This is a genomic window from Bradyrhizobium huanghuaihaiense (genome assembly GCF_007830635.1).
Lineage (GTDB): Bacteria > Pseudomonadota > Alphaproteobacteria > Rhizobiales > Xanthobacteraceae > Bradyrhizobium > Bradyrhizobium huanghuaihaiense.
On record NZ_VLLA01000008.1, the window covers coordinates 139,998 to 160,675 of the forward strand.

At 63.3% G+C, this 20,678-nt stretch carries 31 protein-coding genes and 4 pseudogenes; 21 read left to right on the top strand and 14 right to left on the bottom strand.

Annotated elements, in window-relative coordinates; translation table 11 throughout:
- Positions 1 to 12: 12 nt before the first annotated feature.
- The 3 genes and pseudogenes from IQ16_RS18335 to IQ16_RS18345 all read right to left on the bottom strand — a co-directional run.
- On the bottom strand, positions 13 to 1,695 hold the full coding sequence (locus tag IQ16_RS18335) for a DNA polymerase/3'-5' exonuclease PolX (RefSeq protein ID WP_018643656.1): 1,683 nt from the start codon (positions 1,693 to 1,695) through the stop codon (positions 13 to 15).
- Entirely contained in the window at positions 1,696 to 1,974 is a 279-nt protein-coding gene (locus IQ16_RS18340) for a hypothetical protein (protein ID WP_145831652.1), read from the bottom strand. It lies immediately after the preceding gene.
- Positions 1,975 to 2,022: 48 nt separating this feature from the next.
- Positions 2,023 to 2,147: pseudogene (locus tag IQ16_RS18345) on the bottom strand (ATP dependent DNA ligase); the annotation flags it as partial.
- A gap of 223 nt (positions 2,148 to 2,370) precedes the next feature.
- Between IQ16_RS18345 and IQ16_RS47645 the strand changes: the two are divergent.
- From IQ16_RS47645 to IQ16_RS18365, 5 genes and pseudogenes are all read left to right on the top strand, one after another.
- Positions 2,371 to 2,693, top strand: a pseudogene (locus IQ16_RS47645) (hypothetical protein).
- A 59-nt stretch (positions 2,694 to 2,752) separates the two neighbouring features.
- Positions 2,753 to 2,962 carry a hypothetical protein gene (locus IQ16_RS18350; RefSeq protein WP_018643648.1) on the top strand — a complete coding sequence of 70 codons (210 nt, stop codon included), beginning with the start codon at positions 2,753 to 2,755 and terminating at the stop codon, positions 2,960 to 2,962.
- Between the two features lie 131 nt (positions 2,963 to 3,093).
- Positions 3,094 to 4,194 carry a glycosyltransferase family 4 protein gene (locus IQ16_RS18355; protein ID WP_018643645.1) on the top strand — a complete coding sequence of 367 codons (1,101 nt, stop codon included), beginning with the start codon at positions 3,094 to 3,096 and terminating at the stop codon, positions 4,192 to 4,194.
- A 21-nt stretch (positions 4,195 to 4,215) separates the two neighbouring features.
- Positions 4,216 to 4,437 (top strand): hypothetical protein, encoded by a 222-nt coding sequence (locus IQ16_RS18360; RefSeq protein ID WP_018643643.1) that lies wholly within the window; start codon positions 4,216 to 4,218, stop codon positions 4,435 to 4,437.
- Positions 4,438 to 4,580: 143 nt separating this feature from the next.
- Entirely contained in the window at positions 4,581 to 5,093 is a 513-nt protein-coding gene (locus IQ16_RS18365; protein ID WP_018643641.1) for a PRC-barrel domain-containing protein, read from the top strand.
- 278 nt (positions 5,094 to 5,371) lie between these two features.
- On the opposite strand, the gene IQ16_RS18370 is transcribed toward IQ16_RS18365, so the two are convergent.
- On the bottom strand, positions 5,372 to 5,599 hold the full coding sequence (locus IQ16_RS18370) for a hypothetical protein (RefSeq protein ID WP_018643639.1): 228 nt from the start codon (positions 5,597 to 5,599) through the stop codon (positions 5,372 to 5,374).
- Between the two features lie 217 nt (positions 5,600 to 5,816).
- Here IQ16_RS18370 and IQ16_RS47650 point away from each other — a divergent pair, with 217 nt between their 5' ends.
- From IQ16_RS47650 to IQ16_RS18385, 4 genes are all read left to right on the top strand, one after another.
- The gene (locus IQ16_RS47650) at positions 5,817 to 6,929 is read left to right on the top strand and encodes a DUF1236 domain-containing protein (protein WP_018643638.1); all 1,113 of its coding nucleotides are present in this window, start codon (positions 5,817 to 5,819) and stop codon (positions 6,927 to 6,929) included.
- A gap of 25 nt (positions 6,930 to 6,954) precedes the next feature.
- Positions 6,955 to 7,272, top strand: coding sequence for a hypothetical protein (locus tag IQ16_RS18380; protein WP_018643637.1), 318 nt, complete (start codon positions 6,955 to 6,957; stop codon positions 7,270 to 7,272).
- Between the two features lie 91 nt (positions 7,273 to 7,363).
- The gene (locus tag IQ16_RS47310) at positions 7,364 to 7,495 is read left to right on the top strand and encodes a hypothetical protein (RefSeq protein WP_283812186.1); all 132 of its coding nucleotides are present in this window, start codon (positions 7,364 to 7,366) and stop codon (positions 7,493 to 7,495) included.
- Positions 7,496 to 7,881: 386 nt separating this feature from the next.
- Entirely contained in the window at positions 7,882 to 8,109 is a 228-nt protein-coding gene (locus IQ16_RS18385; protein WP_035666614.1) for a hypothetical protein, read from the top strand.
- A 378-nt stretch (positions 8,110 to 8,487) separates the two neighbouring features.
- On the opposite strand, the gene IQ16_RS18390 is transcribed toward IQ16_RS18385, so the two are convergent.
- The 3 genes and pseudogenes from IQ16_RS18390 to ligD form a co-directional block, all read right to left on the bottom strand.
- Positions 8,488 to 8,907, bottom strand: a complete 420-nt coding sequence (locus tag IQ16_RS18390; RefSeq protein WP_018643631.1) for a hypothetical protein — start codon at positions 8,905 to 8,907, stop codon at positions 8,488 to 8,490.
- A gap of 10 nt (positions 8,908 to 8,917) precedes the next feature.
- Entirely contained in the window at positions 8,918 to 9,139 is a 222-nt protein-coding gene (locus IQ16_RS18395) for a hypothetical protein (RefSeq protein WP_026312084.1), read from the bottom strand.
- Positions 9,140 to 10,051: 912 nt separating this feature from the next.
- A pseudogene (gene ligD / locus IQ16_RS47520) lies at positions 10,052 to 10,967 on the bottom strand (non-homologous end-joining DNA ligase).
- 118 nt (positions 10,968 to 11,085) lie between these two features.
- Here ligD and IQ16_RS18405 point away from each other — a divergent pair.
- Entirely contained in the window at positions 11,086 to 11,271 is a 186-nt protein-coding gene (locus IQ16_RS18405) for a DUF3606 domain-containing protein (protein WP_018643627.1), read from the top strand.
- A gap of 5 nt (positions 11,272 to 11,276) precedes the next feature.
- On the opposite strand, the gene IQ16_RS18410 is transcribed toward IQ16_RS18405, so the two are convergent.
- Positions 11,277 to 12,173, bottom strand: coding sequence for a 3'-5' exonuclease (locus IQ16_RS18410; RefSeq protein WP_018643626.1), 897 nt, complete (start codon positions 12,171 to 12,173; stop codon positions 11,277 to 11,279).
- A gap of 244 nt (positions 12,174 to 12,417) precedes the next feature.
- Between IQ16_RS18410 and ku (IQ16_RS18415) the strand changes: the two genes are divergently transcribed.
- The 4 genes from ku (IQ16_RS18415) to IQ16_RS18430 all read left to right on the top strand — a co-directional run bounded on the left by ku (IQ16_RS18415) (position 12,418) and on the right by IQ16_RS18430 (position 14,702).
- On the top strand, positions 12,418 to 13,347 hold the full coding sequence (gene ku / locus IQ16_RS18415) for a non-homologous end joining protein Ku (protein ID WP_018643625.1): 930 nt from the start codon (positions 12,418 to 12,420) through the stop codon (positions 13,345 to 13,347).
- Positions 13,348 to 13,476: 129 nt separating this feature from the next.
- Entirely contained in the window at positions 13,477 to 13,773 is a 297-nt protein-coding gene (locus tag IQ16_RS18420; RefSeq protein WP_018643624.1) for a hypothetical protein, read from the top strand.
- A gap of 303 nt (positions 13,774 to 14,076) precedes the next feature.
- Complete coding sequence (locus tag IQ16_RS18425) at positions 14,077 to 14,277, top strand: hypothetical protein (RefSeq protein WP_018643623.1); 201 nt, start codon at positions 14,077 to 14,079, stop codon at positions 14,275 to 14,277.
- Between the two features lie 80 nt (positions 14,278 to 14,357).
- Entirely contained in the window at positions 14,358 to 14,702 is a 345-nt protein-coding gene (locus IQ16_RS18430) for a hypothetical protein (RefSeq protein ID WP_051122996.1), read from the top strand.
- A 19-nt stretch (positions 14,703 to 14,721) separates the two neighbouring features.
- Here the strand turns inward: IQ16_RS18430 and IQ16_RS18435 are convergent.
- Both IQ16_RS18435 and IQ16_RS46585 read right to left on the bottom strand, forming a co-directional pair.
- Positions 14,722 to 15,225: pseudogene (locus tag IQ16_RS18435) on the bottom strand (protein-L-isoaspartate O-methyltransferase family protein); the annotation flags it as partial.
- Between the two features lie 15 nt (positions 15,226 to 15,240).
- Positions 15,241 to 15,411 (bottom strand): hypothetical protein, encoded by a 171-nt coding sequence (locus IQ16_RS46585; protein ID WP_158646939.1) that lies wholly within the window; start codon positions 15,409 to 15,411, stop codon positions 15,241 to 15,243.
- 207 nt (positions 15,412 to 15,618) lie between these two features.
- Between IQ16_RS46585 and IQ16_RS18440 the strand changes: the two genes are divergently transcribed.
- Positions 15,619 to 15,846 carry a hypothetical protein gene (locus IQ16_RS18440; protein ID WP_018643620.1) on the top strand — a complete coding sequence of 76 codons (228 nt, stop codon included), beginning with the start codon at positions 15,619 to 15,621 and terminating at the stop codon, positions 15,844 to 15,846.
- A gap of 128 nt (positions 15,847 to 15,974) precedes the next feature.
- Entirely contained in the window at positions 15,975 to 16,442 is a 468-nt protein-coding gene (locus IQ16_RS18445; RefSeq protein ID WP_018643619.1) for a hypothetical protein, read from the top strand.
- A 249-nt stretch (positions 16,443 to 16,691) separates the two neighbouring features.
- Here IQ16_RS18445 and IQ16_RS45170 read toward each other — a convergent pair whose 3' ends face one another.
- On the bottom strand, positions 16,692 to 16,883 hold the full coding sequence (locus IQ16_RS45170) for a hypothetical protein (RefSeq protein WP_018643618.1): 192 nt from the start codon (positions 16,881 to 16,883) through the stop codon (positions 16,692 to 16,694).
- Positions 16,884 to 17,044: 161 nt separating this feature from the next.
- Here IQ16_RS45170 and IQ16_RS18455 point away from each other — a divergent pair, with 161 nt between their 5' ends.
- Together IQ16_RS18455 and IQ16_RS18460 are read left to right on the top strand one after the other, a co-directional pair.
- The gene (locus IQ16_RS18455; protein WP_018643617.1) at positions 17,045 to 17,410 is read left to right on the top strand and encodes a PRC-barrel domain-containing protein; all 366 of its coding nucleotides are present in this window, start codon (positions 17,045 to 17,047) and stop codon (positions 17,408 to 17,410) included.
- A 117-nt stretch (positions 17,411 to 17,527) separates the two neighbouring features.
- Positions 17,528 to 17,914, top strand: coding sequence for a response regulator (locus tag IQ16_RS18460; RefSeq protein WP_018643616.1), 387 nt, complete (start codon positions 17,528 to 17,530; stop codon positions 17,912 to 17,914).
- 53 nt (positions 17,915 to 17,967) lie between these two features.
- Here the strand turns inward: IQ16_RS18460 and IQ16_RS18465 are convergent, their stop codons facing one another.
- Positions 17,968 to 18,168, bottom strand: coding sequence for a hypothetical protein (locus IQ16_RS18465; protein ID WP_026312083.1), 201 nt, complete (start codon positions 18,166 to 18,168; stop codon positions 17,968 to 17,970).
- Between the two features lie 408 nt (positions 18,169 to 18,576).
- On the opposite strand from IQ16_RS18465, the gene IQ16_RS45670 reads away from it, so the two are divergent.
- Entirely contained in the window at positions 18,577 to 18,744 is a 168-nt protein-coding gene (locus IQ16_RS45670; protein WP_018643613.1) for a hypothetical protein, read from the top strand.
- Between the two features lie 14 nt (positions 18,745 to 18,758).
- Here IQ16_RS45670 and IQ16_RS18475 read toward each other — a convergent pair whose 3' ends face one another.
- Both IQ16_RS18475 and IQ16_RS18480 read right to left on the bottom strand, forming a co-directional pair.
- The gene (locus IQ16_RS18475) at positions 18,759 to 19,004 is read right to left on the bottom strand and encodes a hypothetical protein (RefSeq protein WP_018643612.1); all 246 of its coding nucleotides are present in this window, start codon (positions 19,002 to 19,004) and stop codon (positions 18,759 to 18,761) included.
- A 5-nt stretch (positions 19,005 to 19,009) separates the two neighbouring features.
- Positions 19,010 to 19,228 carry a hypothetical protein gene (locus IQ16_RS18480; RefSeq protein ID WP_018643611.1) on the bottom strand — a complete coding sequence of 73 codons (219 nt, stop codon included), beginning with the start codon at positions 19,226 to 19,228 and terminating at the stop codon, positions 19,010 to 19,012.
- Between the two features lie 167 nt (positions 19,229 to 19,395).
- Here IQ16_RS18480 and ku (IQ16_RS18485) point away from each other — a divergent pair, with 167 nt between their 5' ends.
- Positions 19,396 to 20,319, top strand: a complete 924-nt coding sequence (gene ku / locus IQ16_RS18485; RefSeq protein ID WP_018643610.1) for a non-homologous end joining protein Ku — start codon at positions 19,396 to 19,398, stop codon at positions 20,317 to 20,319.
- A gap of 161 nt (positions 20,320 to 20,480) precedes the next feature.
- Positions 20,481 to 20,678: a hypothetical protein gene (locus IQ16_RS18490; protein WP_018643609.1), complete on the top strand. Its 198-nt coding sequence runs from the start codon at positions 20,481 to 20,483 to the stop codon at positions 20,676 to 20,678.

Consider the following 20,678-nt stretch of genomic DNA (forward strand, 5'->3'; position numbering starts at 1 on the left):
GCCCCTGCGACATCACGCGGCGCGGGCGAGCGAGCGCCGCTTCTGGCGTAGGTAGCGCGTGATCTCCGCAAGCGTCATCGCATTCAGGACCCGGTCGGCAGGGACGCCGCCCTTGCGGGCCATCTGGACGCCCCAGTGCATGTGGTCGAGTTCGGCGATCGAGTGCGCGTCCGGATTGATGCTCAGCATGCAGGCGAAGTCGAGGGCCGCCTGGTGCCAACGCCAGTCCAGGTCGAGCCGCCATGGATGGGCATTGATCTCGACGACGACATCGTGCTTGGCGCAGGCCCGGAGCACCTTCTCGACGTCGATTTCGTAGCCCGGTCGCCGCTGGAGCTGTCGCCCCGTCATGTGGCCGATGATGGTGGTGTGAGGGTCGGAAATAGCCCGAAGCAGGCGCTGCGTCTGGGCCTTGCGGTCCAGTTTGAACCGGCCATGGATGCTGGCCACCACGAAGTCGAAGCGCTCCAGCACCTCGTCGTCATAGTCGAGAGACCCGTCCGCCAGAATGTCGGACTCGATGCCTTTCAGGATCCGGAAATCCTTGCCGAAGCGCTTGTTCAGCCGGTCGGCTTCCCGATGTTGCTGCGCAATCTCCTCCACCGACAGACCTCCGGCATAGTGCGCAGACTTGGAATGGTCGGCGACCCCGAAATACTCGAAGCCTCGCTGGCGCGTGGCCTTGGCAATGCTCTCCAGGGTCTCCGTGCCATCGGAGGCATCGGTGTGGCAGTGAAGGATGCCGCGCAGATCCTGGTCGGTGACGAGCTTCGGTAACTTGCCTTTCAGAGCCAGCTCGATCTCGCCGCGCCCCTCCCGGAGCTCAGGGTCGATGAAGGGCAGACTGAGGGCGCGGTAGATCTCGGCCTCCTCGCCGGCGACCAGCGCGCGGCCCTTGTGCAGGCCGTCGGCCTTCAACCGCATGCCCTTCTCGGCAGCCAAGGCTTGGAGCTGCTCGATATGTGCGGCGGAGCCGGTGGCGAACAGAAGCGTAGCGCCGAAGTGTTTGCGATCTGACAGCCGGATCTGCAGTCCCTCGGCGGGTGACGGATTCGGTGCCTTGACGGCCTCCGGAGCTTCCGCGACGATGGCGAGATCGCCGACGAGCTCGCAGCCTCGACGGTAATCGCCGGCGATCGTCACGCGCTTGAGTTCGGGGCGAGCCTTGCGGATCGAGTCCTGCGCGTGCGCGAGCAGAGCGGCGGCCCGATGAAGGTGAAGGCGGCCTTCTCCGCTTTTGGCGATCGCCAGGTTCTGCAGGATCTTGGTCTGCAGCGCGGCGCCGAGTCCTTTCGTCTTCTTGATGCGGTCGTCCTTGGCAGCGGCCTCCAATTCCGCGAGTGAGGCGATGCCGAGATCGTTATACAGGCGCAGCGCCTTCTCCGGACGAAGGCCGGGCACGGCGAGCATCTCGAGCACGCCCTCGGGAATCTCCTTCCGCAGCTTTTCGAGGCTCGGATGGCTGCCCGTCTTGTGGAGCTTGGTGATGATGTCGGCGATAGCATCGCCGACGCCCGGGATCTCAGTAAGTCGATCTGCGGCGATGAGCACGTCTAGAGGAACGGCTAGGGCCGCCAGGCTGTCGGCGGCCCGAGAGTAGGCTTTCGCCCGGTAGGGATTGCCGCCTCGCAAGGCGGTGCGCTGCGCGTACTCTCGCAGGAGACTTGCCACGCCGCGCGCGTCGAGCGAAGACATTCAGCCAGCCTCCCGGTCCGAGCTTTGCGGCGCCGCCGGAGTAAGGCGACCGCCGGAGTGGTCATTTGACCGGCGATCGAGAGAGCTCTCGAGCTTCTGGGCTGCGCGAAAGTCGTCCAAGTGCTGGATATTGGGGCCGTAGGCCGCCTCCTTCTTGAGGAGGTTATAGATCCGGCCGACCACAAGCTGCAGGTGCTTCATCCGGCCCTTCGGCATCGATCGCGCATTGCAAAGAGCTCGGACAGCATAGGCGCGGAAATAGTCGAATGCGTCTGACATGATCGATAACGCTCGTTCCCGTCGATAGTTCGGCCGCCACCCGCCTTCTCAGAGGTCCTCGCGAAGCCCCTTGAAAAACGGGTGCCTCACCTTTCCTTCCGCGACTTGGCCCGATATTCGACTTCGGCGAGCAGCTTCGGCTCCACCCAGATGCCCTTGTGCGCGATCCGCTTCTTCAGGATGAGAGGCGGCGGGCCGCCAGATCGAACCCACGCTTCGGCGAGCAACCCGGTCTTCCCTTCGCTCTGGAATCCGGCGAGAACGGAGCGCAGCGCGAACAGCTCGCGCGAAGCCGGCGAAGAGAGCCGCTCCCAAGATCAGTGAAGGGGAAGCCCGAAAGGTCGCCGCCCACTTCGAGAAGGAACAAAGGCGGCGGCAGGCCAAGCGCCGGCCCTCATGGCGGACCTCGAGTGCGACATGGCGATTCTTGCGACGAGCGAACGGGACTGGGCCGAGCGGACCAAGCGCTTGGCCGCGCGCCCACCGGATCTTGACATTTTCTCCCAAGGACTGGTCGAGCGCCTGAACGGGGGTTGGCGCATCACCGAGAAGGGCCGCCGCCCGTAGTTGAACCGTTGCCGGCGCCTCGCCGTCACGACTCATTTCGGCTTGGTCGAGCCCAACGCCGGCAGCGCCGTCGAACCGCCCGCGACCGAAAGCTTCCTGATAGACCCGCCAAGCGCTTCTCCGCCAAAGGTCGAAGCCTCGGGAAAAACTAGAAACTTTCGCCATCGCGCTGAGTTGGCAGCGACTGGATCCAGTCGCTTGGAGCGTGAGAATGGTCGACGAAGTCACGGTGAGAAAGGCGGCAGAGACGGCCTGGACCGTGTACCGGGTGGCGCACCCTGACATCGACGTTCAGGACAGCCGCCGCTGCCTGCTCGAGCGCTATCTGCACAGGAGACGGGAAGAGCGAGAGAGCGATGCCGAAGAACTCGCCAGCTTCGGGATAGCCTACCTGCACCAGCTTCCCGAAGACGAATGTTGACGGGCATGAAGATGTTCGTCGCGCGCGTGGTTCGCGAGAGCACAAGGCCCAGTTGGACGCTGCTCGCGATTTCATATCTCATTTCCGCGGTCATCGTGATTGCCCTGCGGTGCGTGGTCGGGGCCTAGCCGATGCGGATCGCCCAGCTTGCTCCGTTGGCCGAGAGCGTTCCGCCGAAGCTTTATGGCGGTACGGAGCGCGTAATCGCCTGGCTTGTCGACGAACTGGTGGAGCTCGGACACGACGTCACCCTCTTCGCGAGCGGGGATTCGCAGACGAAGGGAAAGCTCCACCCTGTCTGGCCGCGCGCCCTGCGCCTGGGGCGGAGAGGCACTGATCCAAACGCCGCCTGCGCGCTGCTGATCGAAGCGATCGCCGAGCGCGCGGGCGACTTCGACCTAATCCACTCCCACGTCGACTGGGTGCCTCTTCCGGTGCTGAGCCGGACCGGCGTGCCGTTCCTGACGACGATGCACGGCCGCCTCGACCTTCCCGGTCTGTCCGACGTGATCGGGGCTTTTCCGAACGCGGCCTTCATCTCGATTTCCGACAACCAGCGTCAACCCCTTCCAGACGCGAACTGGATCGCGACGATCCAGCACGGGCTGCCCAAGGATCTGCTTAGGCCGTCCTACGAACGTGGTTCGTACCTGGCTTTTCTCGGGCGGCTGACGGCGGACAAGGGACCGGAAGCCGCCATGCGCATCGCACGCGCCGCGCGGATGCCGCTGCGGATAGCAGCCAAGATACCTCGCGCGGAGACGGCCTACTTCAAGAACAAGCTCGAGCCGAACATCGATGGCCAGAAGGTCCAGCTCGTCGGCGAAGTCGACGATGCGAAGAAGCAATCTTTCCTCGCGAACGCAGCAGGCCTGCTCTTTCCGATCGATTGGCCGGAGCCATTCGGTCTCGTCATGATCGAAGCGATGGCATGCGGAACGCCCGTAATCGCCTATCGCTCAGGCTCGGTGCCGGAAGTCGTAGAGCACGGCGTCACCGGCTTCATCGTCGATGGTGAGGAGCAGGCGATCAGGGCAGTGGACCAACTGGAGCGGCTGGACAGACAAGTGGTCCGCGCCCGGTTCGAGGAGCGTTTCGCCGCGAGCCGGATGGCGAGGGAGTACGAAGGCCGATATCGCGAGCTGCTCAGTCGCGGATTACGCGAAGGATTCGAAAAGGGGGCAGCTATATCTCGTCTCGCGGCCGGAACGGCTTCGGAGCCTCTTCGTTGAGTTGCCGATCAGGAGGCTCCCATGAAAACCATTCTTTCCGCGGCGGCGGCTTTTGTTCTTCTCGCGACGGTCGCTCTTGCAGACGAAGTGCCTCCTCCACAGCCGAAGGTCCAGCAGGCCGGCGACTCCGCGAAGGAATCGGACGACTGTTCGAAGCAGGTTTGGCCGCATTTCTCGCAGGCTTGCCTTCGCTCCGAAGGCAAGGGGATTGCCGTGCGGCTTGTGACCACCGAACGTCGGTAGTGGACTGGGTCCGGCCGCCAGCGAAGTTTTGGATCGAATCCTTTCAGACCATTCCGAGTGAAAGTGATCAGGAACAAGTGTCAATTGCGGGCGTTGGGCCGGGCATCTGAAAGGGTGCTGGCTCACGTGGGAGGAGATAATCGATGAAAAGCTTTCTTGCCGTCGCTCTGCTCGGCACTGCCGTGATCGGCGGCGCCGCGTTCGCGCAATCCACTCAGCCGGCCGATCGCGCCGCGCCGGCGGCCACCGCCCAATCAGCCGATGCGAAGATGGCGCTCAAGGGCAGTTGGCGTGCCTCGAAGCTCATGGGGCTGAACGTCTACAACGAAGCCAACGAGAAGCTCGGCGACATCAACGAATTGCTCGTTGACAAGAGCGGCAAGATCAACGCGGTGGTCATCGGCATCGGCGGCTTCCTGGGAATGGGCGAGCACGACATCGCCGTCTCGATCGACAAGCTGAAATTTGTGGAAGAGCCTGTCCGGACCAGCTCAACCAGCACCTCGACCACCTCGCGCGACACCACGACCGGCGCCGCGTCGACGACGACCACGAACCGCAACGTGAACGATTGGGTGCCTGACCACGCCGTCATGAGCGGCAACAAGGAGCAATTGAAAGCGCTCCCGCAGTTCAAGTACTCGGACTACAACTAACAGGACGAGCGTTCTTGGAGATTAGGGCCCCCACCGCGGGGCCCTTTTTCTCTCCTCAGGGCCGCGCGACCGATGCTGCACGAAAAAAAACGGCCCGCCCAAATTACCGGGCAGGCCGTTCACGCGAGCGTCAATCGCTTAGTGCATGTGAACGATCACAATAGCCTACGCCGCCAACAACGAGGACGGCGGGAACGGCCCACAAAATCAGTACGGGCATTTGCTCCTCCATTTTTGTCAGACGGTTTCGCCGAGCGGCTGGGCCCTGCGACAACCGTTTACTGTTCGGTGCAGACCTTGGTGGTCTTCACGGCGGACTCCGCCTCGACCTTGGTCTTGTAGACACCGTCGCCTACGACGGTCGTGGTGGTCGTCGTCGGCTTGGTGTCCACCACGGTGCACTTCTTGGTGGTCGCGTCGCGAACGATATAGAACTCGGCGGCGCTGGCGGCCTGGGTGCCGAGGGCGAAGGCGGCGAGCGCGCCGCACACGATCAGCTTCTTCATGGTGTCCTCCTAAAAAAATCCTTCGTAAGTAGTCACTGCCAACGAGGAGGATCGATCGATGTTCCGGTTCTTCCCGACGCCTCCGCGCGCGTCCCATTTCGCTACAGGGCAATCCTCTTCCTTCCCAAGAAATCCAGACGACATTGCCGAGTTTTCCCGAAGTGGAACCGCGCACCTCGTCGGATGTTGATCGACGTCCGCTTTTTGGAGGTTTCAGATGAACAAGCGTTTATTCTTGGCTACGACCGCTGCAGTCGCGATCGCGACTTCGGCTTTCGCGCAATCTTCTCCGAGCACCTCGAGCTCCACCCCGTCGGCTACGCATCGTCAACAGGATTCCACATCGACCTCGTCACCGCCGTCTTCGACGTCGACACCGTCATCCAGTCCGTCTTCAGGATCGGCACAGACCAGTCCTTCGACGAATTCCGCCCAGACGCAGTCTACGCCGTCAGCGGGTCAGACCGCGACAGGTCAGTCGTTCAATTCCGGCACGGGCACCAACACCACGCAGGCGCCGGCTTCGAACAACTCGACCAACCAGGCGCAGACCAGCCAGCCCTCAAACCAGACCACGACGCCTTCGAACCAGGCGCAGACCAATCCGCCTGCGAACAGTCAGACGCAGAGCGCGAATCCGCCGGCTTCGGGCACCAATCAGGCGCAGTCTCCGACGGGTAGTGGGTCGACCAATACGGCCCAGCAGCCGAACAGTCAGCAGAACACGGCCGATCGTTCGTCGAACACCAACGTGAACGCGTCGGTGAACATCAACGATCAGCAGCGGACCCGGATCAGCACGTCGATCTCGCATCTGAACGTGCAGCCGCTCACCAACGTGAACTTCTCCCTTTCGGTGGGCACGGTCGTGCCGCGCGATATTCGCCTGCAGCCGCTGCCGGCCGAGGTCGTCGAGATCGTGCCGCAGTATCGTGGCTACAATTTCGTCCTGGTGAAGGACGAGATCGTGATCGTGGAGCCCTCCAGCTACAAGATCGTGACCGTCCTGCCGTATTCGGGGCGCTCCACGGCGTCGGCGCCGGCGCGCACCGAGCAGCGCAAGGTGACGTTCAGCGACCGCGATCGCGAGGTGATCCGCAAGCACGCCAAGGCCCGTCCCGTCGAGCGCGAGCGGCAAACGACCGGCAGCACGGTCCGAACCGAGATCCGCCGGGGCGAGCGCGTGCCCGAGGGCGTTGAGATCGATGCCTTCCCCGAAGAAGTCTATCGCGACGCGCCGAGCCTGCGGGAGTACCGGTACATTCACCGGGATAGCCGCACCTACATCGTCGAACCGCAGGAACGTCGCGTCATCGAAGAGATCGACTGATCTCGCCAAACGGAGGAAGACGAACATGAAGACAATTGCGCTCGGAGCTTTCGCGACGGTCCTGTTGGCGTCGGCAGCGTCGGCAGCTCCGCTCAATGAAACCTCGATCGGGTCGGCGGAGGTGGCCAACGTCGACCAGGTTCGCCTGGTCTGCGACGAGTACGGCCGCTGCTACCGCACCCGCGGTCCCCGCTACGTCCAGCGGTACTACGGCGGAGACGATGGCTATGTGGTGCGCCGAAGCTACGGTTCCTATGGCGCGCCCGGCTACTACGATCGCGGCTACGGCTACTACGGCGGTGGCCCAAGCATCGGTTTCAGCTTCGGCACCCGAAGCTGGTGAATTAGGAAAAAGGGCCGCTCTCTGAGCGGCCCTTTCGACATCGAGGTGATGAGATGTCTGCTGTTGCGAAGCTCCTGTCCAAAAGGAGCAATTGCTGGCGCGGCTCGAAGCGGATCCCGGTCCGAACGAGCGCGCCGAATTCCAGGCGCTCCTCGCCAAGATCGAGACCGCGCTGAAGCTGCTCGCCGCCAAGCATTCCGCCGCTACGGGCGAGCATCAATAGTCCTGGGTGCGAAGGATTGAGAAAGCGGAAAGCTTCACCGAAGCCTTCGCCTCGCAGCGCTTCCCAGGATTGGCGTACGAAGGCCCCAGCTCGGGGGGCAGGGGGCTATGAGCTGGGGCCAGTACGGGGTTCGCCCCTTGGGGCAGGGGCGTCGGGAAAACTTGGCATTCGCATTATCGTTCCTCTTCGCGCTGCGAAGTGTCGGGTCGAATCGCCAGGAAAGGCGCGGAGGCCCTGTACGCGTCCGCGACGATTTTCTTCGCCGCTCGCCGCCTGCAAGCTCGCAGGACGCGAGCGGGGGGCAGTCTGCGAAAGTTAAAATTGGCCGCTAAGAAGCAATGCTCCTTCAGCAGATCGGTGCTACGGTGCGCCCAGGGGACAACAAGTTGGCCATCTACCGAATACTTCAAAACTCGCCTCTTGGGCCCGAAGAGATCACACGGCTTTCCAAAGCCTACGAACAGGCCCTCCGCGCGATTGGCGTACAGGATCGCAACGATCCTCTCACAGAACTGATTGCCAAGAAGATCATCGAGATCGGTCAGACCGGCCTCAAGGATCCCGGTGCGATCTGCGGTCGAGCCGTCGAGGAACTAGGCCTGCCGAAAGGTTGATTCCGCGGAAGGGCCGGTGCACCCAAGCGACGGATCCGACGGCGGTCCGGGCTATGGCGATCGCGGCTAAGGTTCGGCCGCAGCCAACCCGACAGCGCCCCCTTTTCCTCGCTGAGCTCCTGATCATCCGGGCGATCTCCTTCGGATGGAAGGGCTTGCGCACAATCCGGCTGCTGGGAACGAGGCGTAATGGGCCGGGCGAAAAGCCCGTCGCGTAGATGACCGGCAGTTCCGGATCCTGCTCCTGGTCCGATCCTGCGATGGCGCGCTCGGTCGACGACTATTACGACGGCATAGCAGCTCCGTGCGCTGCACCGCCAGAAGCTCCACGGCCAAGCGGCCGCAAAGAAGCCTGCGCCAAACGGGGGCTATGAGTCCTCACCCGAGCGGGCGTGCTTGCCTGAAATGGAAACCGTTGGGCGCGAACCTCCGGGCCAAACTGAGCACTTCACCCTCGCATGTTTCCAGCGCGATCTTCTGTGCGAGCATAATGTCACCGATCGGCAGAGCGCCGATGGGCATGAAACACAATCCCACCTTTCGGTGACCTGTCTCGGCGAGTTCGCACACGTTAACCGAGGCCCCGGCGTGGATCCTGTAACGCATTCCGCTGTCGCTCCCGATCACCTCGAAATAGCCCTTCCTCACGAACTGCTCCCGCTGCGCCGGCGACAGCCATTCCCGCAAGAGCCGCAGCGACCGGCCCTCCGCCGTGCCCTCGGCGCCGTGCCTGATGAAGAGCGTTCTCACCGCCTTCATTCGGGAGCGGCCGCCCCGCGAAGGTTGAAAGCCGAACATGACTGCCCCGCTACCCGCCGACCAATCTGGGGAAGAAGACAGTTTCCTTCGCGGTCGGGTCGAACGATCTGATCTGCGAAACCTGACCTGGGCCCGTGCGGACCGCCGCGGTGAAGCCGTTATTGGTGAGTTCGTAGAACCGCTGTTCCGCTCTTGCCAGTTCTGGTGCGTTATCCGCGTTGAAATAATGTCGGCTGTCGCCGCTACGGTCCATAACGATCTGAATTGCCACGATCGTCCTCCTCGGATTGCTGGTGACCAAGGACCTCAATCGAGTATCCGACCGATGTCACAGAATATCAATGGGCAAAGCGATCGCGGGTCACCCGTGTCAAGGCACGCAACGCCTCGTCCCGTCCAAAAATGCCGCTCAGGCGGCGGAGGAGATGCTAATGCCGATGAAGGTAGCGTCGCTATGGCGGTGCAGGACTCCGCGGAGGTCCTGATCAGTGACCAGTTTTGGCAGCTCCTTCAGCCCGAGGTAGATCTCATCGCGCTCCTCGCAACTCTGGCTCGATGTAGCGCAGGCCGAGAGCACGGTAGACCTTCCTCGGCGCCAATCACGCTGAGGCTCTTGTGCAGATGTCTTGATCGAACCGCATGCCGCGAGCGGGCGAACTCGCTTGAGGTGGGCCGGACCGGGCGCGCACAGCAGCGTGGCCTCAGGTGCCCTAAATCAGCGTCGCTTTTGATAGGCAGGCGTCATTCCAACCGGATAGTCCGGGACGGAAAAAGACCGCCCGAAGGCGGTCTCTTCAGTTAACCACCGGGCCAAAATAGATCGGGATCAAACTTCTCCGCCCGGAGCGGTTACAGCTAACCACCTTCCAACGAGCGCCGCCTGACAAATATGGTTGCAGTTCTGAAATGGAACAGAGCGCGTCTTAGCAGGCACTGTCGCGTGTCCGCGCTCTATTCACAGTCGATCGAGCCGGATGATTCCCGCATAACGACGAGAACACGCGCGATTTCATGACGTTCTTTGCGCATGGCGTTTCCCGCAAAAACCGAACCTGAACGCGAACTCTACCGAAGCCGGATTGCGCGGGAGCACCGGCTGATGATCTCACAGGCGGCGGCTTCTCGGACCGGTTCGGGGCGTAACGTGGCATCCGGCTACACCGGCGCCGCGGCCAGGCATCCATCACAGGTCTTCCCGCAGCCCCTTGAAGAACGGGTGCCGGATCTTCCCTTCCGCAGACTTCGCCCGGTACTCGACCTCGGCGAGCAGCTTCGGCTCGACCCAGATGCCCTTGTGGGCGATCCGTTTCGCGTAGGGCTGGGTCTTCCGGATCAAGGGCTTCAACCGCTTCTGGAGGTCGGCTGCGGAGACCTTGTCGAAGCCGTGGTCGACCTTTCCGGCGTAGATCAGGTCGTTGCCCTTGCGCCGACCGAGGTAGATGCCATCCCACTTGCCCTCGTCGAGCGCGAAGCCGGCGATCGTCAGCGTCTCGCGCTGCGCGCATGTCTTCTTCACCCAGTTGTTGCCGCGGCCGCTGGCGTAAACGCTGTCGCGGACCTTCGAGACCACGCCCTCGAGGCCCACCTTGCAGGCGTGCGCGAACATTTCGCGGCCTTCGATCTCGAAGCTTTCGCTGAACTGGATCTCGGTGCCCACCATGATCTTCTTGAGCTCGGTCTTGCGCTGGAAGAGAGGCAGCTTCCGGAGGTCGCGGCCGTTCAGGTAAAGGAGATCGAAGGCGACCAGGACGATGCTGGTCGATCTGCCTTTCAGTTCGTTCTGAAGGACCGAGAAGTCCGTTGTGCCGTCCGCGGCGCACTACTTCGCCGTCCATGATCGCCGACCCCGCCTTGATGTGCCGGGGCGTCGTCTGCGACCTTCTTGAAGCGGTTGGTCCAGTCGTGGCCGCGGCGGGTGAAGATCTTCACGGCTTTGTTCGCCAGATGGACCTGGACGCGGTAGCCATCGAACTTGATTTCATGAATCCATCGCGCTCCGGACGGCACCCTCTCGATCGGCGATGCCAAGGCCGGTTCTACGAAGCCGGGGAACGGCGCCTTCACGCCGATCGCCGCCGGTTACGCCGCTGAAACGCCACGCAACGAACTCCAACGCAACAACTCGCTGACTCAAGTCGGGACGGCAGGATTCGTTTCCGGAACCCGCGAATCCTTGCTGCGTTGGAATCGCCATCTAGTTCGCAAGAGGAGGAGCCGATGGCGGCAGCGAAGAAGAAGACCGCGCGTGGACGCAAGCAGGACCGGGCACGCGTCGCCAAGGAACAGGACTACGAAGTCGGCTACGAAGCGAAGAGGACCGGCCGCTCGGCATCGGCCGTGAAAAAGGCAGTCAAGAAGGTCGGCAACAGCCGCAAGCGCGTCGAGAAGCGTCTCGGCCGCTAGGCCCCTCAAATCCTGCCGGAGAACCGCGTGAAAGCGGTCAGCCTCTGCACGGTTGGCTCGACGTCCTGCATGTAGATCTGGGTGCGCAGGAAGGCAATCTCGTCTTCGAGAGCGGTCTCGTCGACGTCAATGAACCAGGACTTAGGACGCCCGTCGCTGCCGTCATTCCAACGATAGCCGCGCCGCTTCAGCGAGTCCTTGAGCTCGAACGCGGTCTGCTCCGCCCAGACCCGCATCGTCGCCTTGCGGGCGGTCTCTAGCAAGAGCGCCAGCGCCGGCAATCCGGTCGTCGGCAGTTCGAAAGCGAGTACCTCCAGCAGTGCGTGGCAATCGTCGACCGCCCTATGCGCCTGGTGGAAGAAGCCGGCACCGTTCAGCAGATAGCCGAGTTGCGCTCCCACGAAGCCGTGTTTTCGCCAGTCGATCTCGCTCATGCTGCAGCCCCAGGCCTTGTGCTCGAACAGGGGCCAGTAGCGTTCGGCGAACTTTCGGTCAAAGCCGCTGTTGTGCGCGATGACGATGACGGCGTTTTCCGCGAAGGCGGTGATGGCCGCGTCGTCGAACCTGTGGCCGGCCACCATCTCGTCGGTGATGCCCGTGAGTGCCGTCACCTCCGCGGAAATCGGCGCACTCGGCTCGTTGAAGGCGGAGAAGGTGTCGCGGACACCGACGATCCGGCCGTCCGGCGTATAGTCGAACTTGACCATCCCGAGCTCGATGAGCTCGTCCTTGGCATGCTCGAGGCCGGTCGTCTCGGTGTCGAGCAGAATGCCGGTCCTGACTTCCTGCCCGAACGCCGGCGGGGACACGGGCCGCGGCACCAAGCGCCGCAGCACCCGGTAGTCGGCCGACCGGCTCAAGGCCTCGGCCATGGCCGCCAGATCGGTCGGGTCGTGGAGCATCGGTTCTCGAGGATTTGCTTGTCCGGAGACCGGTTTGGCACAAGAAAGGCCCACTCGGTACCGCAAAATCGAGCGATTCACGGCGTTTTCGGCCGGTATCGTTCTGATCAAGGCGGCGGCCGTCCGTCGATGGGTGGCCCGCCGTTTCTCCATATGCCATGTCGGAACCCCAGCCGGCCGTTCGCTGAATCCGAGCCGCCCTATCGGAGTTCTGCGTACATGGCCCCTCGCGCCAACTGGAAAGTTGGCCCCTCGCGCCAACTGGAAAGGCTTCCTGAGACTGTCGCTCGTCACCTGCCCGGTGGCGCTCTATCCGGCCACCTCAGAGTCCGAGAAGATCTCCTTCAATCAGCTCAACCGGCAGACCGGCGATCGCGTCAAGTACCTGAAGGTGGACGCCGACACGGGCGACGAGGTGCCGAACGAAGACATCGTCAAGGGCTATGAATTGGAGAAGGGCCAGTACATCGAGGTCTCGAAAGAGGAGCTCGACGAAATCGCACTGGAGTCGACGCGGACGATTGAAATCGACGAGTTCGTCGACAGGACCGATATTGACCCCCGCTATCTGATCCGCCCCTACTACCTGCGTCCGGACGGCAAGGTCGGCCATGACGCCTTCGCGGTGATCCGCGAGACCATCCGCGAGATGGACAAGGTCGCGATCGGGCGGGTGGTGTTGACCAACCGCGAACACATCATCCCGCTCGAACCGATGGACAAGGGTCTTGTCGGCACCCTGCTGCGCTACCCCTACGAGGTCCGCAGCGAGCAGGAATACTTCGACGAGATCCAGGACGTGAAGGTCACCAAGGACATGCTCGATCTCGCCAGGCACATCGTGAACCAGAAGGCAGGGCGGTTCGAGCCCGAGAAGTTCGAGGACCACTACGAGACCGCGCTGATCGACCTCATCAACCAGAAGCGCGCCGGCAAGCCGATCACCCCGAAGTCCAAGCCGGCGGCGACCAATGTCGTCGATCCGATGGACGCGCTGCGCAAGAGCGTGGGCGGCGCTGCGGCCGAGACGGCGGCGGAGAAGAAGCCCGCCAAGAAGCCGAAGAAGGCTTCGGCCGGTCAGAAGGAAATGCTGATGCCGATCGCCGGGAAGAAGCCGGCGAAAGAGGCCGCCGCCAAAAAGCCCGTCGCCGGGGCGCGGCGGAAGTCGGGTTAGGCGAGCCCCTGAGGCAGGGCGATCATGACGCTGATGACGATGCAGATCAGAGGAACGCTCCCTGCAACGGGGCGTTTGCGGACATGGTACGCGCAACCCGCGCTTCCGAACGGCTAAGAGGAGGCCATCATGAGGTTCATCGCGAGCGCACTTTTGTTCGCACTGGCGCTTTCCGCACCGGCCGCACTTGCCCAAACCACGAAACCGGACGTCTCCGCCGCGCCGAGCGCGCAAAACTCGGGCGCCGGCATCGCCGGTCAGCCTGGCAACAAGAATGGTCCGGCGGCAAAGCCGGGCGAGACGGTCGGCTCCAGCTCTACGCTTAACCAGCAGAATCCGACGATCCAGCAGCAGGACACGTCCAACATCAAGGGCCTGCCCGGAAACAAGAGCGGTCCGCCGGCCAAGAACCCGGAGCAGCAGTGACGTTGTCGCTGGCGATCGAGAGGCGTTGCCCGGGGAACGTTGCCTGGCTGGTCGGGACCAGCCGAGCAAACGGAATTACGTCAGTTCACCCCGAGCCCACACCGCAATCCGAATAGCCCAAACCGAGCGATTCACGGGGGTTTTCGGTCATTGCGGATTCAATTGCGGGCGCCCTGCGTCGGTCAGTGCAGCGGCAGCGCCCGTAAACGAGCAAGCCCGTCTGGTGGCGGGCGCTTCAACATATCTGACTCCCAAGACCTGAAAAGGCAGCTATGCTCGGGTTTTCACGTCTGGGGGCAGCTCATGTTCGATACCGCCACCACCGCGCTTTTGCGCCCGGTCCTCGATGAAGTCTGCGAGAGCGTTTCGCACCGCGAGATCGGGGCGCGCACGCACGTCGCTTCGAAGATCTTGGAGGCCGCTACCAAGGGCGAAATCTCGCCCGAAACTCTCCGACTGGTCGGTCGCGAAGCACTCTCCCGCCCGCCCACGATGTGGCGCTGATCCAGCGAGGGGGCCGACGGTGAAACTTCCAGATCACGGTGCTGAAGATTCTGGTGAGTTATCCGGGCGGCTTCGCCGTGATGGCTGACCTCAAGCGCGACATGGCGATCCTGGCGACCAGCGGCCGGGATTGGGCGGAGCGCACGAAGCGACTCGCCTCGCGCATGCCGGACCTCGACATCTTCTCGCAAGGCTTGGTCGAGCGCGAAAGCGGCGGTTGGAAGATCACCGAGAAGGGGCGGGCGGTGCTGGAATTCCTGGAGGCCCGCCCCGGGACAGACCAGATATTGCAGGCGCCCCTGACCGAGACTGTTGCTGCGCCGGTGCCTGCGCTGCGGCAACCGGCCGAGCGGGCGAAACGGCGGCGCAAACGTCGCGAGCGGCGTCGAGAAGCTCGCGAACGATCACGGGCCAACGCATCTTGAGCCGGACGACTTCGCGAGTTCAACTCTCGTTATGGCTACCGCGGCTCCCAGCCTGAACAAGAGAAACGAAGCGGACCTCCTCTATCCTTTCCTCGATGAAACGACCATCCGGCCCGCGTGTCAGCTTTGTCAGCCACTGCACACCGTCCGGATCGCCGAGCGGGATGAGCAGTCGTCCCGACGGAGCCAGTTGAGCCTTGAGAGCCGCGGGCGTCTGCGCGGTGGCGGCCGAGACCAGGATCACGTCGAGCTCGCCGCCTTCCGACCATCCTGCGGTTCCGTCGCCATGACGCAGATCCACGTTGCGACAGCCGAGATGCCGGAGGCGCGATCGGGCGCGCTGCACCAATGCCTCGTGACGCTCGACCGCGCAAACCTCCCGCCCCAGCTTGGCGGCGAGTGCCGCCAGATAACCCGATCCCGCGCCGATCTCCAGAACCCGCTCCGATTTGGCGATCGCGGCAGCCTCGAGCATCTTGGCGACGATGTAGGGCTGAGAAATGGTCTGCCCTTTCGGGATCGGTACCGCGCAGTCTTCTTATGCGGCTTCCGCGAACCGCCGATCGAGGAAAATCTCGCGGGGGACCTGCCGGATCGCCAGCAGGACTCGCCTGCTGCGAATGCCGCGGCCGGCGATCTGCACGTCGACCATCGCGTCGCGGAGGAAGCGGGACCGCTTGGACCGTTTGCTCTCCTTGACCGCGCGCACGACCTCTCCATGCATGAACGACTTCGCTCCAGCAGATGAGAAACTCGGAGGCCAGCGACTTGCTCCTACACGCGGGGGGCGGCTCGCGCCGACGAGGCCGGCTGCCCACGAGCAAAATCGCGGAGCTGCCGTCAGGAACATGCCCGCAGCGGAACGACAGCCTCCGGATCGAATTGATTTCGCGGAAACCGAGCCCGGAGAACGCTCATGAAATGGATCTTCACGGCGGCATGCGTGGCCGCAATGGCGCTGGCATCGGCCGACGGCGCGGACGCGAAGGGCTGCATCAAGGGCGCCATCGTCGGGGGCGTCGCGGGCCACATGGCGGGGCACGGCAAGCTCGGCGCTGCCGCCGGCTGCGTGATCGGCCATCATGAGGCGAACAAGAAGAACCCGAACGATTCGAATGCTCAGGCGCCATCGGGCCGGAAGTGACCTTCCGAAGCGGCGCTCAGTTCGTCGCGACGCCGCCTTGCGCCCGAAGCCGATCGGACCGGCGGCACCCTGATGATCGAACCCGAGACGCCGCTCGTCGGGTCTTCGTGATTCATGGAGGAGACGGGATGAAATCGGCAGTGTCGGCGCTCGTTCTCGGACTTGTCGCCTCGAGCTCCACGGTCTCGGCGGAGCCGGTGAGATGGACGACGTTTTCCATCCCGCAGACAGGCACCTCTGTCGATTTCCCGGCCTCGATCTTTACCGAAGAAGCCGGCCGTCCGGACGGGTACGGACAGCGATTTCGGACGGCTGACGGCCGAGCCGACCTCACGATACAGGCCGCACCCAACGTCTCGAACGATTCACCCGCTGCATTTCTCGCAAAGAAGCATCCGCCCGCGCGCATTCAGTACAAGCGGACGACGCCTCGATTCTTTGCGGTGTCCAGCTACAAGCGCGACAAGGTCTGGTACAACCGGTGCAACTTCTCGAGCGGATTGATCCACTGCGTCCTGCTCAACTACCCGGCGAGCGAAGAGCGCGAGTGGGACCACATCGTAACGCGCATCAGTCTCTCGCTGAGGAACAGATAAGGCGGGCGGGATGGAGATCGCGCCTGCCGGCGAGGGCGCGAAGGCGCATAGCTGCGAGAATACCGAGGTTTCGGAGAGGCCGCCGCCTTTGGCTATCCTCGCGAGCGCTAGTTCTGAATAGCGGGTCGTGAGACCTTTGGCTATCCGCGACAGGCGCCGTAGTTCAACGGCGGGCGACGGTCCCTGCAGTTCAATAGGGCGGCAAGGCTATCGTTCCTCCGATCTGCCCGCGGCTCGCCGATCTGTGGTTCACGCGGTAGCCGCCGCCCGTCCGGCCTCGGTGATGCGATACTCGATATCTCCGGATGGAAGCGGTTCGGTTTCCACGAGACCGAGCTCCACGAGCCGCGCCACGATTTCATGGTCGAACGTCGGCGGGCTGACCCAGGATTCGCCGAGGAGCTTCCTCAGAAAATCCCGCTCCAGATCGGTCAGCTCCATGCTCTAACTCCGCTCGCCGACTTTTCCGGCACATTGCGGCGCGTCATCCGATCCGGCCGCTTCATCCCTGAGAAATCAACTTTTCGCCCCGGATTGTGCCAGGAACAGAGGCATCGTGGCCCCGTTGATTCCCGAAGACAACACCCAGCCAGGAGGTCAACATGACCATGGAAGATCGCGAGACGTTCAGCCTGATCGGCAGCGACAAGGTCGAGGGCACAAACGCGTACGACGCGAAGGGCGAAAAGGTGGGCTACATCGAGCGCGTCATGATCGACAAGATCAGCGGCAAGGTGTCGTACGCGGTGCTCAGCTTCGGCGGCCTGCTCGGCATCGGCGACGATCACTATCCGCTGCCATGGCAGACGCTGAAATACGACACCAACCTCGGCGGCTATGTAGTCACCGGCATTTCCCAGGACCAGCTCCGCGGCGCCCCCAAATACGCCGACGAGAGCAGTTGGAATTGGAGCGACCCGGCGACGACGCGCTCGGTGAACGCATATTATGGTGTGCCGGTGGCTTGACACGGCGCATTACGGTGCTTGGCTGGCTGACGGCGGAGGTTGCTCTTCCGCCGGACTACGGACCAGCGCACTGCCGCACGCGAGACGACCCGGCTCGGTCGCCGAGGAGATTTGAAAGTGAGTGATGCCGTTCGTGTTCTGGTCGTGGAGGATGAAGCTCTCATCGCAAGCTTCGTCGAGGACGCCTTGTCCGACGGCGGTTTCGAGGCCTGCTCGGTCCATTCGGGGGAAGAGGCCATGTGCACCTTTTGCGATGGCCGCGAGGGATGTCGAGTCCTGCTGACGGACGTCAACCTGGGTGACGGCATAAGCGGCTGGGAGCTGGCGCGGCAGATCAGGGAAATCACGCCTGGCTTTCCTGTGGTCTACATGACGAGCGCCAGCGCGCCTGACTGGCAATCGCAGGGCGTCGACGGCAGCGTCCTGATCCAAAAGCCCTTTGCGCCGGCGCAATTGGCTGCCGCCGTCTCGCAGCTACTCGGCGGCGCGACATCGCCGGGTTGACCGGGAAATCGCCCGGAAACCGTGTTTCGCATAGCGCGAGAGCGGACCCGGTATCAGGCTTCGCCGGAGCCGGAGAAGAGCACCGTCGGTGGGGTCGCGCGCGTGGGCGGCGAGGGCCGTCCGTAGCTCGATCCCGGTCTGCTCTTGAGCTCGTACCGTTGGGCCAGATCGAGAAGCCGCCGCCTAGTGAACGGGTCGGCCTTCTCGGCCAGATCGCGCGCCCGCTGTGCGAAGCCACTGTAGAACTCTTCCATGACGCTACCCCACAACATCACCGAATGCCGATCTTCGATGGTCGACGAGGCTCACGTCAAGAGATCGCTTGTGCCCGCCCGGCAAAGGGCACTACGCTGACCGAGGTGGGGGAAGGCAAATGTCGCTGCAGCATCCAATCCGGAAGCCGTGCCCGCACTGTGGGCGGGCGATGAAGCTCGTGCGCGACGAGGGCGCAAGAGGCGGAGAGCGCTACGTCTGCTCCGATTGCGACGACGATCCGCTGCACGACCCCACCGCCCGGAAGTGGGTGGACGGCCCGCTGCGGCCGCCTGCGAAATAGCGGTCCGGAGGGCCCGGGCTGGTCCGGACCTCGCAGCATCGGGACTGGCAAGTTCGTCACGGCCGCACCAACTCCCTTGTAGATGCCAAACATGGGGAGGTGCGATGTGTCGGCTGTCGCAAATCTGCTTGCGCGAAAGCAGGCGCTCATGGAGCGACTGCAGAGCGGTACCGGACCGAACGAACGCGAGGAAATCGAGCGCCTGCTCGCGCAGATCGAGACCGCGCTGAACCTGCTCGAGTCGGGCGATGCCGCCGCCCCGGGCGAGGAATGATCGGTTCGTGCCGGTCAGAGCGCGCTGAGATCGTCCGGAACCTCGCCGAACTTCCGGATCAGCTTGGCGTCGCCGAAGTCGCCGCTGGACGGGTCTCCAGTCCGCGAAAAGGCGACCGCGCCCGTGCAGCCTGGTTTCCGCGAGAGCGCTTCGGCGCGCATGACGGCGGCGTTGGCACTCAGGCACTCGACCGCCTCGCCGGGCGCGACGCCGTCATCGGCCATGACGAACGGCAATGCCACGTAGTAGGTGACGTCCATCGCAGTCACTCCTTGCGTTCGCGGTGCGGGCCATGCCGCCCCCGTGAATATCCTTTCGAGACCGCCGCACGCAGCTCGTTGGCCTCGGCCTCGAGAAAGTCGATGGCGATCAACAACGCCTTGACCGCCTCCCGGGGGTCTCCGCCGCAGACTTCGATGGCCTGGTCGGCGGCGCGCTCAAGATCGCCCTTGGCGAGCGCAGCAGGTTCGGAAGCGGCGGACATGCTTTCTATGTTCTCTATTTGTTCCATATGAGTCAATGGGCATCCGTCGGATTCCGCCGGTGGCGAGGACCGTACGGATGAATCTTCGCCCGGAGAGGCCCGCCCGTCGGAACTGCCATCTGCCGTTCGTCTTGACTCCAGGCCACCCCAATGGAGTTCTGCGTAACATGGCCCCGCGCGCCAACTGGAAAGGCTTCCTGCGTCTGTCCCTCGTCACCTGTCCGGTGGCGCTCTACCCCGCGACGTCGGAGAGCGAGAAGATCTCGTTCAATCAGCTCAATCGCGAGACCGGCCATCGCATCAAATACCTGAAGGTCGATGCGGATACCGGCGACGAGGTGCAGAACGAGGACATCGTCAAGGGCTACGAGTTTGAGAAGGGCCAATACATCGAGGTGTCGAAGGAAGAGCTCGAGGAGATCGCGCTGGAGTCCACTCGCACCATCGAGATCGACGAGTTCGTTGACAAGGCCGACATCGATCCGCGCTACCTGATCCGCCCGTACTACGTCCGCCCGGACGGCAAGGTCGGCCACGACGCTTTCGCGGTGATCCGCGAGACAATTCGCGAGATGGACAAGGTCGCCGTCGGCCGCGTGGTGCTGACCAACCGCGAGCACATCGTCGCCCTCGAGGCAATGGACAAGGGGCTCGTCGGTACGCTGCTGCGCTACCCCTACGAAGTCCGTAGCGAGCAGGAGTATTTCGACGAGATTCAGGACGTGAAGGTCACGAAGGACATGCTGGATCTCGCCAAGCACATCGTGAATCAGAAGGCCGGGCGGTTCGAGCCGGAGAAGTTCGAGGACCACTATGAGACCGCGCTGATCCACCTCATCAACCGGAAGCGCGCCGGAAAACCGATCACGCCGAAGGAGCGGCCAGCATCGACCAATGTCGTCGACCTGATGGAGGCGCTGCGCCGATCCGTCGGCAAGGAGGCCGCGCCGGCGAAGGCTGCCAACCCGGCCAAGAAGCCGCGCAAGGCGGCAGCCGGCCAGAAGGAAATGCTGATGTCGATCGAGGGCAAGAAGCCGGCGAAGGAAGCGGCGGCGAAAAAGTCGGCCAAGCCGCAGCGGAAGTCGGCGTAATCTTCTGAGACACCAAGCGGATTGGAACGAATGGGTTCGCGAAGCGTCGAATCCTTGCCCCCGGCCCCCAAAAGCCCCGCCGGGGGAAAACCTACCCCCTAGGTTGGCGGTCCGAATGCGCAACATAGCGCAAGGACCGTTTGCGCCCGAAGGAGGGAGCAATGAACAATCGCACCTCAAACCGGAGGATGCCCACCGCGGCCCAACGGGAAGCCCAGAAGGTGTTTCGCGACACGCGCGCGGAGGCACCGGTCTCCGAGCATGAGCGCGACCAACAGGCATTCCATGCGAACCGGGAGCGCCTGAAGGCGGAGCGGCTGGCTCGCGAAGCGGCCGTCGAACACAAGTCCAAGACCTGA

Bases quoted from the DNA above. Each gene is read 5' to 3' on its own strand.
- IQ16_RS18335 (WP_018643656.1), bottom strand. From the start codon at position 1,695: ATGTCTTCGCTCGACGCGCGCGGCGTGGCAAGTCTCCTGCGAGAGTAC.
- IQ16_RS18340 (WP_145831652.1), bottom strand. From the start codon at position 1,974: ATGTCAGACGCATTCGACTATTTCCGCGCCTATGCTGTCCGAGCTCTT.
- IQ16_RS18350 (WP_018643648.1), top strand. From the start codon at position 2,753: ATGGTCGACGAAGTCACGGTGAGAAAGGCGGCAGAGACGGCCTGGACC.
- IQ16_RS18355 (WP_018643645.1), top strand. From the start codon at position 3,094: ATGCGGATCGCCCAGCTTGCTCCGTTGGCCGAGAGCGTTCCGCCGAAG.
- IQ16_RS18360 (WP_018643643.1), top strand. From the start codon at position 4,216: ATGAAAACCATTCTTTCCGCGGCGGCGGCTTTTGTTCTTCTCGCGACG.
- IQ16_RS18365 (WP_018643641.1), top strand. From the start codon at position 4,581: ATGAAAAGCTTTCTTGCCGTCGCTCTGCTCGGCACTGCCGTGATCGGC.
- IQ16_RS18370 (WP_018643639.1), bottom strand. From the start codon at position 5,599: ATGAAGAAGCTGATCGTGTGCGGCGCGCTCGCCGCCTTCGCCCTCGGC.
- IQ16_RS47650 (WP_018643638.1), top strand. From the start codon at position 5,817: ATGAACAAGCGTTTATTCTTGGCTACGACCGCTGCAGTCGCGATCGCG.
- IQ16_RS18380 (WP_018643637.1), top strand. From the start codon at position 6,955: ATGAAGACAATTGCGCTCGGAGCTTTCGCGACGGTCCTGTTGGCGTCG.
- IQ16_RS18390 (WP_018643631.1), bottom strand. From the start codon at position 8,907: ATGTTCGGCTTTCAACCTTCGCGGGGCGGCCGCTCCCGAATGAAGGCG.
- IQ16_RS18405 (WP_018643627.1), top strand. From the start codon at position 11,086: ATGGCGGCAGCGAAGAAGAAGACCGCGCGTGGACGCAAGCAGGACCGG.
- IQ16_RS18410 (WP_018643626.1), bottom strand. From the start codon at position 12,173: ATGCTCCACGACCCGACCGATCTGGCGGCCATGGCCGAGGCCTTGAGC.
- IQ16_RS18420 (WP_018643624.1), top strand. From the start codon at position 13,477: ATGAGGTTCATCGCGAGCGCACTTTTGTTCGCACTGGCGCTTTCCGCA.
- IQ16_RS18425 (WP_018643623.1), top strand. From the start codon at position 14,077: ATGTTCGATACCGCCACCACCGCGCTTTTGCGCCCGGTCCTCGATGAA.
- IQ16_RS18430 (WP_051122996.1), top strand. From the start codon at position 14,358: ATGGCTGACCTCAAGCGCGACATGGCGATCCTGGCGACCAGCGGCCGG.
- IQ16_RS18440 (WP_018643620.1), top strand. From the start codon at position 15,619: ATGAAATGGATCTTCACGGCGGCATGCGTGGCCGCAATGGCGCTGGCA.
- IQ16_RS18445 (WP_018643619.1), top strand. From the start codon at position 15,975: ATGAAATCGGCAGTGTCGGCGCTCGTTCTCGGACTTGTCGCCTCGAGC.
- IQ16_RS45170 (WP_018643618.1), bottom strand. From the start codon at position 16,883: ATGGAGCTGACCGATCTGGAGCGGGATTTTCTGAGGAAGCTCCTCGGC.
- IQ16_RS18455 (WP_018643617.1), top strand. From the start codon at position 17,045: ATGACCATGGAAGATCGCGAGACGTTCAGCCTGATCGGCAGCGACAAG.
- IQ16_RS18465 (WP_026312083.1), bottom strand. From the start codon at position 18,168: ATGGAAGAGTTCTACAGTGGCTTCGCACAGCGGGCGCGCGATCTGGCC.
- IQ16_RS18475 (WP_018643612.1), bottom strand. From the start codon at position 19,004: ATGGACGTCACCTACTACGTGGCATTGCCGTTCGTCATGGCCGATGAC.
- IQ16_RS18480 (WP_018643611.1), bottom strand. From the start codon at position 19,228: ATGTCCGCCGCTTCCGAACCTGCTGCGCTCGCCAAGGGCGATCTTGAG.
- ku (WP_018643610.1), top strand. From the start codon at position 19,396: ATGGCCCCGCGCGCCAACTGGAAAGGCTTCCTGCGTCTGTCCCTCGTC.
- IQ16_RS18490 (WP_018643609.1), top strand. From the start codon at position 20,481: ATGAACAATCGCACCTCAAACCGGAGGATGCCCACCGCGGCCCAACGG.